General features: G+C 51.4%; 19 protein-coding genes and 1 riboswitch. All 19 genes read right to left on the bottom strand.

Annotation, left to right across the window (positions count from 1 at the left end):
- Positions 1-97 precede the first annotated feature (97 nt).
- Complete coding sequence (gene ytfJ / locus H581_RS0113665; protein ID WP_028610488.1) at positions 98-583, bottom strand: GerW family sporulation protein; 486 nt, start codon at positions 581-583, stop codon at positions 98-100.
- Positions 556-1248, bottom strand: a complete 693-nt coding sequence (locus H581_RS0113660) for a DUF2953 domain-containing protein (protein WP_028610487.1) — start codon at positions 1246-1248, stop codon at positions 556-558. The genes ytfJ and H581_RS0113660 overlap by 28 nt, the downstream gene beginning before the upstream one ends.
- Before the next feature lie 58 nt (positions 1249-1306).
- A complete protein-coding gene (gene scpB, locus H581_RS0113655; protein ID WP_028610486.1) occupies positions 1307-1909 on the bottom strand; it encodes an SMC-Scp complex subunit ScpB in 603 nt (200 codons plus the stop codon).
- Positions 1878-2657, bottom strand: a complete 780-nt coding sequence (locus tag H581_RS0113650) for a segregation and condensation protein A (protein ID WP_028610485.1) — start codon at positions 2655-2657, stop codon at positions 1878-1880. The genes scpB and H581_RS0113650 overlap by 32 nt, the downstream gene beginning before the upstream one ends.
- A gap of 35 nt (positions 2658-2692) precedes the next feature.
- Positions 2693-3163 carry a 6,7-dimethyl-8-ribityllumazine synthase gene (gene ribH, locus H581_RS0113645; RefSeq protein ID WP_028610484.1) on the bottom strand — a complete coding sequence of 157 codons (471 nt, stop codon included), beginning with the start codon at positions 3161-3163 and terminating at the stop codon, positions 2693-2695.
- Between the two features lie 23 nt (positions 3164-3186).
- Complete coding sequence (locus H581_RS0113640) at positions 3187-4422, bottom strand: bifunctional 3,4-dihydroxy-2-butanone-4-phosphate synthase/GTP cyclohydrolase II (protein ID WP_028610483.1); 1236 nt, start codon at positions 4420-4422, stop codon at positions 3187-3189.
- A 356-nt stretch (positions 4423-4778) separates the two neighbouring features.
- Positions 4779-5438 (bottom strand): riboflavin synthase, encoded by a 660-nt coding sequence (ribE, locus tag H581_RS0113635; protein ID WP_028610482.1) that lies wholly within the window; start codon positions 5436-5438, stop codon positions 4779-4781.
- Positions 5439-5455: 17 nt separating this feature from the next.
- A complete protein-coding gene (ribD, locus tag H581_RS0113630) occupies positions 5456-6562 on the bottom strand; it encodes a bifunctional diaminohydroxyphosphoribosylaminopyrimidine deaminase/5-amino-6-(5-phosphoribosylamino)uracil reductase RibD (RefSeq protein ID WP_028610481.1) in 1107 nt (368 codons plus the stop codon).
- A 313-nt stretch (positions 6563-6875) separates the two neighbouring features.
- Positions 6876-7084, bottom strand: a riboswitch (FMN riboswitch).
- 33 nt (positions 7085-7117) lie between these two features.
- Positions 7118-7549, bottom strand: coding sequence for a peptidylprolyl isomerase (locus tag H581_RS0113625; RefSeq protein ID WP_028610480.1), 432 nt, complete (start codon positions 7547-7549; stop codon positions 7118-7120).
- Between the two features lie 52 nt (positions 7550-7601).
- Positions 7602-8933 carry a diaminopimelate decarboxylase gene (gene lysA / locus H581_RS0113620; protein ID WP_028610479.1) on the bottom strand — a complete coding sequence of 444 codons (1332 nt, stop codon included), beginning with the start codon at positions 8931-8933 and terminating at the stop codon, positions 7602-7604.
- Between the two features lie 164 nt (positions 8934-9097).
- Positions 9098-10729 carry a spore germination protein gene (locus tag H581_RS33980; RefSeq protein WP_084134582.1) on the bottom strand — a complete coding sequence of 544 codons (1632 nt, stop codon included), beginning with the start codon at positions 10727-10729 and terminating at the stop codon, positions 9098-9100.
- Between the two features lie 25 nt (positions 10730-10754).
- Entirely contained in the window at positions 10755-11183 is a 429-nt protein-coding gene (locus tag H581_RS0113610) for a stage V sporulation protein AB (RefSeq protein WP_028610478.1), read from the bottom strand.
- Complete coding sequence (locus H581_RS0113605) at positions 11176-11826, bottom strand: stage V sporulation protein AA (protein ID WP_028610477.1); 651 nt, start codon at positions 11824-11826, stop codon at positions 11176-11178. Before H581_RS0113605 ends, H581_RS0113610 begins: the two co-directional genes overlap by 8 nt.
- A gap of 113 nt (positions 11827-11939) precedes the next feature.
- Positions 11940-12695 (bottom strand): RNA polymerase sporulation sigma factor SigF, encoded by a 756-nt coding sequence (sigF, locus tag H581_RS0113600; RefSeq protein ID WP_028610476.1) that lies wholly within the window; start codon positions 12693-12695, stop codon positions 11940-11942.
- Between the two features lie 19 nt (positions 12696-12714).
- Positions 12715-13161 (bottom strand): anti-sigma F factor, encoded by a 447-nt coding sequence (gene spoIIAB, locus H581_RS0113595; protein WP_028610475.1) that lies wholly within the window; start codon positions 13159-13161, stop codon positions 12715-12717.
- Positions 13158-13511 (bottom strand): anti-sigma F factor antagonist, encoded by a 354-nt coding sequence (gene spoIIAA, locus H581_RS0113590; protein WP_028610474.1) that lies wholly within the window; start codon positions 13509-13511, stop codon positions 13158-13160. Before spoIIAA ends, spoIIAB begins: the two co-directional genes overlap by 4 nt.
- A 171-nt stretch (positions 13512-13682) precedes the next feature.
- Entirely contained in the window at positions 13683-14873 is a 1191-nt protein-coding gene (locus H581_RS0113585) for a D-alanyl-D-alanine carboxypeptidase family protein (RefSeq protein ID WP_028610473.1), read from the bottom strand.
- Positions 14874-15039: 166 nt separating this feature from the next.
- On the bottom strand, positions 15040-16371 hold the full coding sequence (locus H581_RS0113580; RefSeq protein WP_028610472.1) for a pyrimidine-nucleoside phosphorylase: 1332 nt from the start codon (positions 16369-16371) through the stop codon (positions 15040-15042).
- Between the two features lie 25 nt (positions 16372-16396).
- Positions 16397-16567, bottom strand: coding sequence for an aspartyl-phosphate phosphatase Spo0E family protein (locus H581_RS37160; RefSeq protein WP_084134581.1), 171 nt, complete (start codon positions 16565-16567; stop codon positions 16397-16399).
- Positions 16568-16608: the final 41 nt, after the last annotated feature.

Here is a 16608-nt window from a genome sequence, read left to right as displayed (position 1 = left end):
AAGCATTGCTTTCGTAATTCAGTATATGCCTGTACACGTTGCTCTAGACGAAAAAACAGCCCGCAAAAATGAAAAACTGCCCTCTCGGGCAGTTATGTCATAAGAGGTTATCGGTTGCATCGACGCTGTCTGTTATGACCGTTTGCAACGGGTCCGTGTAAGCTACTGTCGATGACGACTTCTTCATCATGGACTGTAATTTCTCGAATACATGGGGCGCTGAATCGATAACGCGCTCAAGCAGATGCGTTTGACTATCAAGCGGAACAATTTTCACGCCATGAGTGCCCACGACGAGAAATGCGATTGGCGTAATCGATACGCCGCCGCCGCTGCCGCCGCCGAACGGTAAAGATACGGAAGCATGATGCGCGTCAGACTGCGACACATTGTTATGATTAGCATCATCTTTCCGTATGTCGCTGCCCCCGGCTACAAATCCGAAACCGACCTTCGATATCGGCATAATAATGCTGCCGTCAGGCGTTTGAACGGGATCGCCGACAATTGTATTGACATCAACCATTTCTTTAATATTTTCCATTGCAGTTTGCATTAAGCCTTGAATAGGATGTTCTGCCATGCTTTGACGCCTCCTTTCGCTTTCTTCATGCGAACTAATAGCTGAAGTCCGGCAAGAATAGCATAACCGAAGCGGATTTGGGCTATGCATGACCACTCCGTAGTAAATGCTGAGTTCTTATAATTCGGCTGTACCTGCATCTCCGGCTCCGCCTTCAGTATCACGATCTGTGACAGTATGCCCAAAATTGACGTTTTTACCGACCACACGAAGCCCGTAGCCATAGCCGTCCACATCGCATCTCCTGTGCCCACGGAAGTCGTCCATTTCCACTCCACGAGGCTAACCCTCGTCATCGTTTGCCGTACCCAGCCTTTTAGATCTTTTGTCAGCTGCAAAATTTTCTTCATCTTGTCAATCGAGCCGACAACCCTGTCCGTATCAATTTCATCCGCGAACTGCTTCCACGTATTGATGCCGGCATTCTCCGTTTCGACCTGCTTCTTCATCTGTAAAGTCGTCCCTGTAAATTCGATTAATGGCACCTTATAACGGAAGCGGATGATACCGTACAATGCCTTGATCCTTAATTCTGCATCATCATTGCTGCCCATCCGCCGGAGATGCCCGTTAATGACAACCGGAGACATGAGTATAATCGTAAAAATGAGCAAAAAAAAGAGACCGGCCGCCGCTATCCAACCGTAAGGGTAACCGAGTATCATGATGCTTCCTCCGTTTCCCGAATATGGGTTGAATATAGTATGACCCGGCGGTCAAATCTCATTCTTTTATTTCTTCAATTGTCATTTGCCTGCCGTCTAATCGTTCGAACAGCAGCTGCGTTTGTTCCTCCAGCTCGTCATCGATATCCACATTGCCCGGTTCCGGGAGTTCCTTGATTGACGGTAAACCGAAATAATCTAAAAATGATTTCGTCGTTCCGTATAAAATAGGACGGCCGATCGCTTCCGCCCTTCCAACCTCTTCAATCAAGTCCTTCGATACGAGCGATTGTATCGCGCGGTCGCTCTTCACGCCGCGAATTTCCTCGATGGCGATTCTTGTAATCGGCTGGCGGTAGGCAACGATCGACAACGTTTCGAGCGCCGCCTGCGACAGCTGCGAGCGAGTCGGCGAATACGCCATCCTCTCGAAGTACGGAGCGTGCTCGGGATGCGTCGTAAGGCGGTAGGAAGCCGCCACTTCGGCAATTTGCACCCCTCGTCCCTCGCGCTCCAGATCGCGCTGCAAGTCATAAACAAGATCGGATGCAAGGTCGGCATCGAGTTCCAAAATGTCAGCCAGCTGCCGCTTCGTTAAACCCTCGTCGCCTGCCATAAAGAGCAAGCCTTCAATAATGGTCTTCAATTTCGGATAATCCACTTTCCGAAGATTCTCCTCTCCAATGAATGACGATATCGTCAAAAAGCTGATGCTGGTAGCAGCGGATATGCTTCATCTTCATAAGCTCCAGTATGGCCAGAAACGTAACGACCACCTCGTGCCTGTCCATGTTCTCGCGGACGAGCTTGGAGAACCGGACCGTTTCGAACTGTTTCAGTACCTCCATAATATCGCTGATCCGGTCCTTTACCGATATTTCATCGCGCTGCACGGTGGCGACCACATTGCGTCTCGACGCGCGGCGGAGCGCTTTCTGGAAGGCCGCAATCAAATCGGAGACATGAAGCCCTTCTACGGGATTCATCTTCTCTTCCTTCATGAAAGGGGTCATGTCCTCCGGCTCCCTCGAGTAGACGAGACTGCGTTCGAATTCCTTCTCGCGCAGCTGTTCGGCTATCTGTTTGAACTTGCGGTATTCAACGAGCTTCTGAATGAGCTTATCGCGAGGGTCTAACCCGTCATCCGGCCAATCCTCATACTCATCCTCGAACACGGGCGGCTTCGGCAGCAGCTGCTTGCTCTTGATCGCTAAGAGGGTGGCCGCCATGACCAGAAACTCGCTCGTAACCTCAAGCTCCAGCTCCTTCATCGCGTCGAGGTATTCCATATACTGAATGGTAATCTCGCTGATAGACACCTCGTGGATATCGATTTCAGCCTTATCAATCAGGTGAAGCAATAGATCAAGCGGTCCCTCGAAGGAATCCAGCTTATAAAGCACCGACACACCCGTTTCCTCCCGCCTGCCTTCTCCCTAGCTGCTTAGTCCTTAAATTGTTGAGTCAAGTTAGCCATTTCAATCGCGCTCGCAGCAGCTTCATAACCTTTATTGCCCGCTTTCGTGCCTGCGCGTTCAATTGCCTGTTCAATCGAATCAACGGTCAAGACGCCGAATATCGTCGGCACGCCGGTTTTGAGCGCAATCGATGCAACCCCTTTAGCGGCTTCGTTGCATACATAATCAAAGTGAGGAGTTGATCCGCGGATGACTGCTCCAAGCGTGATGACCGCATCATATTTGCCGCTTTCCGCCATTTTCTGCGCGATAAGCGGAATTTCGAATGCTCCGGGCACCCAGGCGACATCCACCTCTTCCTCCTTCGCTCCATGACGCTTGAAGGCATCAAGAGCGCCGCCAAGCAGCTTGCTTGAAATAAATTCGTTGAAACGGCCTACGACTATTCCATATTTTAAACCTTCCGATACTAATTGTCCCTCATAAATACGTGCCATTCTAAAATCATCCTCTCAAGTTGTTAGATTCGGTAGTCCTGCTCTTCAAAACGCAGCAAATGTCCCAGCTTAGACTTCTTCGTACGCAAATAGCCTTTGTTGTCCTCATTCGCAACCATTTGGATGGGTACGCGTTCGACAACCTCGAGCCCGTATCCCTCAAGACCTTTGATCTTGCGGGGATTATTTGTAAGCAGACGCATTTTGCGAATGCCAAGATCCTTCAATATTTGAGCTCCTATACCATAATCTCGCAAATCGGCCGGAAAGCCAAGCTTTAAATTTGCGTCGACCGTATCAAGCCCCTGCTCCTGCAGCTCATAGGCTTTTAATTTGTTGATCAGGCCGATGCCTCTTCCTTCTTGACGCATATAGAGAAGCACTCCGCTTCCCGCTTCGTCGATTTGCCTTAAAGCGGCTTCCAGCTGAGGACCGCAATCGCAGCGATGCGAATGGAACACGTCGCCGGTCAAGCACTCCGAATGAACCCGGACCAGGATCGCGCTCTCGGGATCCAGTTCTCCCTTCACCAACGCGACATGCTCTTTGTTGTCTACCATATTCGTGTAGGCAATCGCCCGGAAGGTACCGAAGTCGGTAGGCAGCTTTACGTCTACGGCCCGTTCGACAAGCTTTTCTTTCTGATTTCTGTAGTGAATCAGCTCTTGGATCGTAATGAGCTTCAGGTTATGCTTTTGTTTGAAAACATTCAAATCCGGCAATCTCGCCATCGTGCCGTCTTCCTTAATGATTTCGCAAATAACGGCGGCCGGTTCGGAACCGCACATCACGGCTAAGTCAATCGCAGCCTCTGTATGGCCCGCCCGGCGAAGCACGCCGCCTGGTTTGGCGATTAGCGGAAAGATATGTCCCGGCCTGCGGAAGTCGGCCGCTTTCGTTGTCCGGTCAATTAGCGCCTTCACCGTCTGCGAACGCTCGAACGCGGATATGCCCGTAGTCGTTCCGATATAATCAACGGAAACCGTAAAAGCCGTTCCGTGGTAGTCGGTATTATGCTTCACCATCGGCGGCAAATCGAGCTCCTCGGCGCGCTCCTGCGTAATCGGTACGCATACAAGCCCGCGCGCCTCCGTAATCATGAAATTAATGATCTCGGGCGTTGTTTTATCGGCCAGCGCGATGAGGTCTCCCTCATTCTCCCGGTCTTCGTCATCGACGACGATGATCGGCTTGCCCTGCTTCAGATCGTTTAACGCCTCTTCGATTTTGTCAAAAAGAATATGATCGGTTTGATCCATGATATAACCCTCCTTTGTGAGACTGCACCCAAACCCTTATAGGGCTTCTACCAAACCTTCAAAGGCTTCTAACAAACCTTTAAAGGCTTTTCGAACCCGCCCAAACCCTCCCTTCCAAGGGAGGGCCCCAAGGGTTGCACCCTCTGGACACCGCAATTGGACTAACGCTGGAGTTACTGAAACGGATGTAAGTTACTTTGTTCAATGATCGCTTTCGTCCCTGCGGGACACGCTTACTTTTAGAGCACCCGGGTTACCTGAAAAACAAATATGACGGTTTTGCCACTGAGACGGGTGTTGCGTTTAAGTGTTTAATAATTGTAAATAAAAAAACATGCAAGCCTTAACAAACCTTTTTATAAAAATCCGTTTTCCATCAGGAATGATGTCGTGAGCTTGGATTTCGGCTGAGCCGATTCCGGTTGTCTGAAATGAAGCAGATGGTCAACGTATTTGCCGATGACGTCGCATTCGATATTAACCGTATCGCCTGCATGCTTATGCTGCAGAGCGGTTTCGCTTAACGTGTGCGGGATAATCGAGACGGTGAACGAGCTTGCCGTTGTGTCGGCCACCGTAAGGCTAATGCCGTCAATGGTGATGGAGCCTTTCGGAATAACATAGCGCAGCATGCCGGTATCATTGAGCCGTACGGTGAATACTACTGCGTTAGCATCGTTTTCGCGGGAAACGATTTGCCCGGTTCCGTCGATATGCCCCTGCACAATATGTCCGCCAAAACGCGCTCCCGCCTGCATGGCCCGCTCCAAGTTGACCTTTTCTCCTAGGCGAAGCTGATGAAGGCTGGATTTCCGATACGTCTCAGGCATGACGTCTGCCGAGAAAGTGGCACGGTCGAATGCCGTCACAGTCAGGCAGACTCCGTTTACCGAGATACTATCGCCAAGCTTGACGCCATCCATTACGCGCGCTGCACCAATGACAAGCAGCATCGCTTCTCCCTGCTTCGTGATCCCTTTCATCTGTCCTACTTCCTCAATTAGTCCGGTAAACATCGCTACCTCCTATAAGACTACTTCTTATAAACGGGATACCCGGATACGCAAATATCTACGCCGGCCATTTCGACATGAACCCGATCCAGCGAGACGGCATCCGCCATTTTCTCGATTCCGGCGAACATGAACGTGCCGGGCGCTTCAAGGCCGCCGATGATTTTGGCAGCATAATAAAGCATAATTTTATCAATGAGTCCCGCTTCTAGCATTGCTCCGTTTAATTGACCGCCGCCTTCGAGCAGGATGGAACCGATCTCCAGCTCCCCTAACTTCCTCATGGCATCGGTCAAATCCACTTTCTCCCCGTCGCCGCATACGACAACTTCAACTCCGGCGGCTTCTAAAGCAGCTGATTTGTCTGCTGAAGCGCGGCTGCCCGAAGTGAGGACAATCGTTCGAACGGTTCGATCCGTAACGACTCTCGCGTGAAGCGGAAGCCGAAGCGAAGAGTCTACGATGATCCGGACCGGATCGATCGCCGGCACGGTTGCGCGGGTGTTCAGAAGCGGATCGTCCGCCAATACCGTTCCGATTCCGACCATGATCGCCTCATGCTGATGACGAAGCGTATGAACCTGCTCGCGCGCCGCGGCACCTGTTACCCAGCGGCTGTCGCCTGTCCGTGTCGCAATTTTGCCGTCAAGCGTGCTTGCCGTTTTTAGAGTCACAAACGGAAGCTTGGTTGTAATATATTTGTTAAACTTCTCGTTCATTAACCGGGATTGATGCTCCAGCACGCCAACCGTTACGTCAATTCCCTCTTCGCGAAGCCTTTCAATTCCTCTTCCCGATACTTGAGGGTTCGGGTCCCCGCATGCGACAACCACTCTGGCCGCTTTCGCGGCAATAATGCGTTCGCAGCAAGGCGGCGTCTTGCCGTAATGGCTGCAGGGCTCTAAGGTGACATACACGGTTGCGCCTGCCGCTTCCTCCCCCGCCATTTGCAGGGCATGCACCTCGGCATGGCCGGTTCCCCGTTTCAAATGCGTGCCTACTCCGATGATCCGGCCTTCCTTCACGATCACGCAGCCGACGACAGGATTAATGCCGGTTTGGCCTGCCGCTTTTGCCGCCAATGTCAAAGCTAACTGCATGTAATACTCATCATTCAATATATCCAAATACAAAACACCCCCATCGGCAAACAATCCAATGGGGGTGATGAAAGTTTAAAAGAATACAACGACATAATCGTCCCGTTCAGCGAGCGGACGTTAACGGATATGGCCGCCTGCAGACGGAAATATCCCGCATGATGAAAAATACAAGCAAAAATAAGCATAGCTTAGCTTTCTTATATTTTTCAAAAAAACGCTCCTGAATAAGCCGCATAAAACGGGCGGCAACGGTTCGTTAGATTCGCGGCAAAACAAGCTTCATCCAATTGTGAAATAATGCACAAAAGAATAAGCAAGAATATGCCTGCTGTCGATGCATCTCCTTCTCCCATCCAGACTATACTGTCGGTCCCGGATTTTCACCAGGTCCACCGTTCCAATCGTTTCATTACGGCTTCTGCCTGAACAAAACAACCAGCCCGGGTCACGGACTTACGAGAAACGCATGATCGTCCGGATATCCGGTCCTTCATGCGTTCCCCGATCACCGCCGGTTGGGAATTTCACCCGACCCCGAAGGAAAGCTGCACTTACCTATTTATAGTTAGTATCTTACCATTAAATTTCGACAACTTCAACCTTTTCCATTTTGTCTCCGCCTTTAAGCGCATCAACAAACTCCATCCCCTTGGCAACATGGCCAAAAACGGTGTGTCCGCCGTTCAAATGAGGCTGAGGCTGATAACAGATGTAGAACTGGCTTCCGCCTGTATTACGGCCGGCATGCGCCATCGCGAGCGTTCCCCGCTCATGCTTGTTCGGGTTTATTTCGCAATCGATCGTATAGCCTGGACCGCCTGTACCGGTGCCTTCAGGGCATCCGCCTTGAGCTACAAAGCCCGGAATGACACGGTGAAACGTAAGGCCGTTATAGAAGCCCTCGTTCGCGAGTTTCTCAAAATTAGCCACCGTGTTCGGCGCGTCTTGATCGAACAAATCCAGAACGATCTCCCCGCCGCTTGCTAAAGTAATTTTTGCTTGTTTTGCCATGACTGCATCTACCTTTCTTTATCCGAATAAGACTACGTTACCAATTTCGCCCTTATTTCGCAAGCGATGATTTTTGAAGTCTTGCCGGAATCACGTCGTTGCATACAATATTTTCAAGCGATTCACGTTTTACGGCGAGATCCGCTTGCCCGTCCTTAACGAAAACGACAGCCGGACGGCGAATGCGGTTATAGTTGCTTGCCATTGCATAATTATATGCCCCTGTGCAGAAAACAGCCAGCAGATCGCCATTCTCCGCTTTAGGGAGCTCAAGATCCCAGATGAGCATATCGCCGCTCTCGCAGCATTTGCCGGCTACCGAGACCGTTTCCTCTGCAGAATCGTTGGCGCGATTGGCAAGGACCGCTTCATATTTCGATTGGTACAGCGCTGGGCGGGGGTTGTCCGTCATGCCGCCGTCAACCGCGATATATTTGCGTACGCCCGGAATGTTCTTGCTCGTCCCTACCGTGTACAATGTCGTACCTGCGTCTCCAACCATGCTGCGGCCCGGTTCAACCCAAATTTCCGGCAGCGGGAATTCCGCATCCGTGAATTTAGAAATAATCGCGCCGGTTATAGCTGCCACATACTCGCTGATTGGAAGCGGAGTATCGCCTTCGACATAACGGATACCGAAGCCTCCGCCCAGGTTGATCACCTTAAAGGTCAATCCTAACTCATTACGCACGGATACCGCAAAATCGGCAACCTTGTCCACAGCCATGCGGAAGCCTTCCACTTCGAAAATCTGCGAGCCGATATGGGAATGAACGCCAAGAACGACCAGGTTCGGCTGTGCCATCGCTTCTTTAATCGCTTGCTTCGCTGCGCCGTTCCCTAGGTCAAAACCAAATTTCGAATCCTGCTGGCCGGTCGAAATATAATCATGCGTATGCGCTTCAACCCCTGGCGTAATCCGTAGTAAAATATTCACTTTCTTCCCCTTCTCTGCCGCAAGAGCGTTTAGCATCTGAAGCTCCAGGAAGTTGTCGACCACGAAGCAGCCGATACCGGCGTCTAGCGCCATATTAATCTCATCCGGCGTTTTGTTGTTGCCGTGGAAGTGAATCCGCTCAGCCGGGAAGCCGGCTTGCATCGCCGTGTACAGCTCGCCGTCGGAGACGACATCGAGCGACAAGCCTTCTTGCTCGGCAATCGTGCACATTGCCATAACGCTGAACGCTTTGCTTGCGTAAGCCACCTGGAATTTAAGTCCGGACGCTTTAAACGCCTCCACGTATTCTTTCGCGCGCTGACGAACGAGAGCTTCATCCACAATATATAGCGGCGTGCCGAATTGGCTTGCCAAATCAGCTACATCGCAGCCGCCAATTTCCAAATGTCCGTTCGCGTTAATTTTACTGGTTCCATGTAAGTACATCTATTTCCCCTCAGCTTTCTTCTACCTGTGAGCAGATAGAACGGATAGAATTTGCATCAATAGGATCAGTATATCGCAATCTACCCGCGCGAGAAATGGATAATTTCACATTTCATTTGCATTTTTTTAGAATCATGCGCAGTACGGCCGTTTACACCTGAATTTTAATTTTTCTCCGGCATTTTGTCACGCTGCTGCGGCCGTAATATATTGGGACGGTACCGGTTGTAGAGTACGGGCTGTCTAATGATAATGCCCCATAATGCCCTCGCGTCGAACGGAATAATCGGCCACAGGTAGGGGCGGTTGAAGGAACGCACGCTGACAAGCATCAGCATGATCGCAGTCGATGCGATCACAAACCCCGGAACGCTGAAGACGGCCACCGAAATAATAAGAACAAGCCTTACGATGCGGTTAGCTAACCCAAGCTCATAACTGGGCGTGGAGAACATTCCGATCGCGGCAACGGCCATATACAAAATAACCTCGTTGACAAATACCCCCGTCTGGACGGCGATATCACCGATCAATATCGCTGCGACGAGCGACATGGCAGTAGCAAGCGAGGAAGGCGTATGTACCGAAGCCATTCGCATCAGATCTACCCCTACCTCCGCCATTATGAATTGGACGACTAACGGTAGCTTTCCTGTTTTATTCGGCCCCAGAAATTCAAGCGCGGGCGGTTTCAATTCCGGATGCATAACGAACAACAGCCAGAGCGGCAGCATGAACAAGGACGCGAATATCCCCGCAAACCTCACCCATCTCAAATAGGTTCCGATAAACGGCGTTTGCCGGTTTTCCTCCGCATGCTGCATGAGATCGGTATAGGTCGTGGGCAGCGTCATGACGCTTGGCGACGTATCCACGAATACAGCCACATATCCCTCAAGCAGATGGGTTGCGACCGTATCCGGCCGCTCCGAGTAACGAACGAGCGGGAACGGATTCCAGCCTCGATTAACCGTTGCCTCCTCCAGCTGCTTATCGGCAAGGGGAAGGCCGTCCACCTTGACCTTTCCGATTTTATTCTTGATGGATTTCAGAAGCTCTTTGTCGACCAAATCCGCGATATAAGCGATACAAACATCCGTCTTTGTCCTTTCGCCGATCTGCATGACTTCATAACGGAGCTGAGGATCCCGCACGCGCCTGCGAACCAGCGAGACGTTGACCATCAGCGTTTCGACGAAGCCGTCCCTACTTCCGCGTACGACCTTCTCCAAGGACGGCTCCTCCGGTCCCCTGGCGGGAAAAGCTTTGGCGTCTATCATGATGACGCTGGACTCGCCGTCTATAAAGAGAGCTGTTCCGCCGGACAGGACGCCGGACAGCATTTTATTCCAGTTATCTTCTTTCTCAACCTGCGCGGCAGGCACATACATATCGAGGAAGGCATGCAGCGCATGGCTGGACAAATCGTCCTGATGGAGGAATGTCAGCCGTTTGAGCACTTCCGTAAGAATGATATCCTTGACCAGGCCGTTCATGCAAAGCATTGCCGTGCGCCGCTCGCCGAACGTCATCTCCCGAACGACGACATCGAAGCTGGTTTTGTATCCGATCTCATTCTCTAACCGGGATAAAACGGCATCCAAGTCACAAGGAATGGACTCATCTCCCTCGCCTCGTCCGGACTGTGAGCCGGTCTTCTTCTGTTTCGGGACCGTCGCGAACGGCTCGCTTCCTTCTCTTGACTCCTCTCGCTGCCGGGCATCGATGTCACCTTCATGAGCAGGCAGAAGGTTTCTGCCTTCCTCAAATTCCTGACCTGTAAATGAATCCTTCATGTCCTATCACCTCGTTCATTAAGTGCTACCATTGAAACCAAAGCCAATCAAACAACGAGCCCGCCGTTTTGCCGAGCATCATCGCCATCACAAGCGCCAGCATATAATCCGACAGATTCATCCGTTTGGCCAAAATCGGCAGCACATTCATCACTTCGGTCAAAGCGGCGGCGAGCATTCCGACAAACATCCCGTCAATGAGGCCCGCTCCGCTAAGAAACCAGTTTGACGGAAGCCTTAGTTTCCAGTCCATAAAATCGGCAAAAGTCCAATAAAGCGAACCACAAATGACGGCCGACTCGAACCAGAAGGACAGCCGGTAGCCGTTGGCGATTTGAGCCAGCCTCGGAATGAGGTCCAGCACAATCAGAAGAGCCACCAGTCCGCTGCCTACCGCGAGTCCGCCCGCCAAACCGATAACAGCCACAAACAAATTAGAGGCCCAGCTAATCATCGCGCTTCCCATTCGTCTGGTCGTATTCCGCTTTTTTGCGCATTTCATCGGCAATGACATAGGCGTTCACATTTTCTTGATACATATAGAGCTCCACCTCCAGCGGATTCGGCTCTTCATTGAAACGTTTGCGGAACAAGTGATTGAAGAACAACGCCATGCCCAGCCCAATCCCCAATGAATACGGGATTTGAAACCATAACGGATGATCCGTGCGTTCTCCTGTTATAAGCTCTACGATCCGGATATGAACTTCTTTCATGCTGACATCGGTATGGAAGTTCATAATGGCGAGCCCCGCCCCGAAAAACAGCAGCAGCCAGGCCACTATGAGCACGGGAATTCTCGGTTTGACCGGCTTCTCCGCGACCATTACAAGCACCTGAGGATCGCCGTAGGCTTCAATCACCAGATCCGGGTTTAGCTCTCTGATTTGCTTCACGATCTGCAGCAGGTCAATGACGACCCGGTTTCCGTCAGCCTTATTATGCTTATAAAGCACAAGCTCCCTTAGCCTCTTCTCGAGTATATTGCCGGAAGCAAGCAAGCGGGCGGCCTGTCCCAACGTGACAGGTTGATCCGGCTTGATGTATATCCTTTTCTTAAGGCGCAGATAGAGGACAGATGGTTTGGAGACTTCCATGCGTCACTTCCTTTCTGCTTCAGCTTTGGTGATTGTTTCCCATTTAGTATGAGATAAGGACGTTTCGGATACTCATGCAATACTAGGTAAAAAACGGAAAAGACCAAACCGCCTTAAAGGGCGATTTGGTCTTTGATGGATTGCAATATTTTTTTCTCCAGCCGTGATACCTGAACCTGCGAAATGCCAAGCCTGCTCGCCACTTCAGATTGCGTCTTATCTCGATAATAGCGCAAATACACGATCAGACGTTCTCGTTCGCTGAGACCTTCGATCGCTTCGACAAGCGCCAGCTTATCAAACCACTTTTCCTGCGAATCGTCGGCTATTTGATCCATCAGCGTGATCGGGTCGCCATCGTTCTCAAACACGGTTTCATGAATGGAAGTCGGAGGCTTGTTCGCTTCTTGGGCGAAGACAACATCCTCGGGCGTAATCCCGAGCCGCTCCGCAACCTCGCTGATGGTCGGCAAGCGTCCCAACGTCTTCGATAGCTCATCCTTCATTTTACGAACCTTATTGGCCGTTTCCTTGAGGGATCTGCTAACCTTCAACGTTCCGTCATCGCGCAAAAACCTTTGGATTTCACCAATGATCATCGGTACGGCATATGTCGAAAATTTCACATCATAGGACAAATCGAATTTGTCTACTGATTTGAGCAATCCGATACAACCGATTTGGAACAGATCCTCGGGTTCATAACCGCGATTGATGAATCGCTGAACAACAGACCAAACGAGCCGAATATTGCATTGAACGAGCGTGTCTCTGGCAAGCGTATCACCGGATTGGCTTAACGCGATTAAACGCTTTACTTCCGCATCATCCAGGTACGGCTGGGCCGACTGCTTCAGATTGACATCCATGAGGCTCAACCCCTATGCGCTAATTGTAGAGCGCTTTTTTCGATTCGATTCGTTTCATCATCTCTACGCGGGTTCCCCCGTCTACTCTACTCGACACCTCGAAATGGTCCATAAAGTTTTCCATAATGGTAAAGCCCATCCCTGAACGCTCCAGCTCCGGCTTTGAAGTATACAGCGGCTGACGGGCCAGCTCCAAATCTTCAATCCCGCGGCCGTTATCCAGCACCGCAATGGAGACGCTATCGCCTTCGATCCTCGCCTCGATCGTCACCTGGCAGGAAGAATCGCTTTCGTAGCCGTGTATGATCGCGTTCGTCACCGCTTCGGACACGGCCGTCTTCAAATCGTTCAGCTCCTCCAGCGTCGGATCAAGCTGCGACACAAATGCAGCGACCGCAATACGTGCGAAGGCTTCATTCTCCGAGCGGGCGCTGAAGGAAAGCGTCATCTCGTTCGTTCCATTCATGACACCACCTCCAAACTGGAAATTGCGGTACGTTCATTCTCGTGAATCGTCAAAATTTTGAACAGCCCCGAAAGCTCGAACAAGCGATACACGCTCGGATTCACGTCGCAGACGACCATCTTGCCGCCTTTGCTCTTCACCTGCTTGTATCTGCCCAGTATGACGCCGAGACCGGAGCTGTCCATAAACTGCAATTCCTTCAGGCTGAGAATAACATGATCGCTGCTTCCGCGGAGGAGGGCCTCCTCCATCTTGTAGCGAACGACGTCAGCCGTATGATGATCTAGCTCGCCGCGAAGGCGGACGATCAGCACATTGCGGTAGTGCTCCAATTCTGCTTGCAGACTCATAAGCTGTTCATCTCCTCTAGTTTTTTTCCAAAACCTAAACTTGCCGAGATAGAACTAGCAATTCTCCACATTGGAGAAGGATTCCTGCATGCCGACAAAACTAGAAGCAACCTGCTATCAGCTGACAAATTACGCGCCCGAAGCGGCATGCCGCTTGTGAGCTTTTATCTGTCAAGTAAACAGTCCCGAGAATGAACGCTTGAGCAGCTTCCACCAGCCTGCGCGGTCGATGGAGATCGGCGCATCCACGTCAAATTCCTTGAGCACGGCATCTCCTTGGTATACAACCAGCTTGCCGATCGGCTGGCCGATTTGAATCGGCGCTTTGAGCTCGCCGTCGATCTTCAGCTCGTAGCGGATATCCTTCGTCGAGCTCCCTTTTTTCAGAAGCACGCTGTAGGCATGCTTGGCCACTAACGGAAGCTCGGAAGCTGTTCCTTTTTCAATTTGAAGGGTCCCCATGGACTCCCCCTCTTTGATGATCGGATGATTCATATATTGGGCGAATGTATAGTCGAACATTTGCGATACTTCCGCATTTCTGGTCTTCGTATTCGGCTCGCCCATGACAACGGCTATAACACGCATGTTATCGCGCTTAGCCGTTGCGGATAAGCAGTACTTCGCTTCGCTTGTAAAGCCGGTTTTAAGACCGTCTGCTCCGCTGTAGAAGCGGACCAGCTTATTCGTATTCACCAGCCAGAAAGGCTTCTCGGACGTTTTGCGCAAATAATCCTGATACAAGCCCGTATATTTCGTAACCTCAGAGTGCTTCAGAAGCTCCTTGGACATAATCGCAATATCATAGGCGGAAGAATAATGGTTCGCTACCGGCAACCCGTTCGGGTTAGCGAATTGCGTATCGTTCATCCCCAGCTGCTGTGCGCGCTCGTTCATCATCGCCACGAATTGCTGCTCGGTGCCCGCAAGCTTCTCCGCCATCGCTACGGAAGCGTCATTGCCGGAAGCAAGCGCGATACCTTTCACCATATCCTCGACCGACATTTCCTCGCCAGGCTCCAGGAAGATTTGCGAACCGCCCATTGAAGCCGCATATTCGCTCGTTTGGACCTTATCCGTCCATTTGATCTTCCCGTCGTCGAGCGCCTCCATAATAAGCAGGAGCGTCATAATTTTCGTAATGCTTGCGGGTGGAAGCTTATCATGGCTGTTTTTCTCATAGATGACGGTTCCGGAATCCGCATCCATCAATATCGCTGAGAGAGCCGATGGCGCCAATTGGGCGGCTGGAGCCTGATTTGCCGGCGCAGGCGTCGGCTCGACAGCAGCAAACGCCGTTGCAGGCAGCGCAAGGGCGAATACGAGAGTAAGTATACATAGCTTGATAGAACGATTTTTCAACTGTATCTCCTCCTGAAAGTTACACAATTCGGTTATATTTTCCTTTTCAGTGTTGACCTGTTAGAAGAAATTTATTCCATTCGCCGCACGCAAAAAAATCCGTCCCGAAATTTCGGAACGGATCATGCCCTTCATTATCTTCATTATCTTCATAAAAGCAATCGGGTTAGACGTATCTCGAAATGCCGGAGGCAGTTACGACCGACAGCAATAGAGGACGTTCCTCCGGTTTCTCAGCGCTTAGAGTAAACGCTCCGAGCACGCGATCCGCTACCTCATTCGCGGCATCTTGCGCCTCGCGGACATGCAGAAGCGCGAGCGCGTCACCCGCTTCTACCGGATCACCGACCTTCTTGCGGAGCGTAACCCCAACCGCGTAATCAATAGCCGCATCCTTCGTTGCCCTTCCTGCTCCGAGAAGCATGGCCGCGAGCCCCAGCTGTTCCGCTTCTATCGCGGTAACATATCCGCTGCTCTTCGCTGTCACTTCAACGACGGACGCCGCCTGCGGAAGCTTCGACGTGTCATCGGCTATTGATTCGTCGCCGCCTTGGGCTGCAACGAAGGCTTTGAACTTCGCGAACGCTTCGCCGTTATGGATCTGGCCGCGCAGCAGCTCCTTCGCTTCCTCGACAGAAGCCGATTTGCCGCCGAGCACTACCATATGCGCTCCTAAAGTTAAACAGAGCTCCGTCAAATCCTTAGGCCCGTTTCCTTTAAGCGTCTCAATCGATTCCTGAACTTCAAGCGCATTGCCGATCGCGAAACCTAGCGGTTGGTCCATGTCGCTGATCACGGCCGCCGTCTTGCGTCCAACCTCCGTACCGATGTCCACCATCGCCTTCGCCAGCTGCTCGGATTGCTCCAACGTCTTCATAAAAGCGCCGCTTCCCGTTTTCACATCGAGCACGATTGCATCCGCTCCGGATGCGATCTTCTTGCTCATGACGGAGCTGGCGATCAGCGGGATCGATTCAACCGTGGCCGTTACATCCCTTAGCGCATACAGCTTCTTATCCGCAGGTGCCAGATTGCCGCTTTGGCCGATGACCGATAATCCGATTTCATTCACTTGGTTCATAAATCGCTCGCGGGACAGCTCGGTTCGGAAGCCTTCGATGGACTCCAGCTTATCAATCGTGCCGCCGGTATGCCCCAAGCCTCTGCCGGACATTTTGGCTACCGGAACGCCTACCGACGCAACTAACGGCGCAATAATAAGCGTCGTCTTATCGCCGACGCCGCCAGTACTATGTTTATCGACCTTTATTCCGCTAATCGGGCCGAGATCCACCTGATCTCCTGAATTCGCCATCGCAAGGGTAAGAGCCGCAGTCTCTCCCGGGGTCATCCCGCGAAAAAAAACAGCCATGGCCCAGGCTGAAAGCTGGTAATCCGGAATATCGCCTCGCGAATAACCGTCGATTAAATACGTTAATTCCGAAGCGGTCAGCTCGCCGCCGTCTCTCTTCTTCTGAATAAGATCTACCGACCGCATATGTTCCTCCTTATGTGCCGCGCCTTTAATTGGCCTGCGATAGCAAGCGGCGCTCTTCTTGCACCTGCACGATGATCTTGTCCAGCGATTGGCTTAACGAAATCACGTCGCGATGCAGAAGGCTCTGCTTCAATATGGCAGTTTCCACCATTTTATCGCGCAGATGCTCCATTTGTACGAGTAATTGCTTGTCCATTTTTTCGTCCACTCCATCTTTCTTTGATCATGGACATTATA

The sequence above is a fragment of the Paenibacillus harenae DSM 16969 genome (genome assembly GCF_000422465.1).
In the GTDB taxonomy this organism is placed as follows: Bacteria; Bacillota; Bacilli; order Paenibacillales; family Paenibacillaceae; genus Pristimantibacillus; species Pristimantibacillus harenae.
The sequence above is the reverse complement of the archived record's forward strand: the minus strand, read 5'-3'. Positions and strand labels throughout refer to the sequence as shown.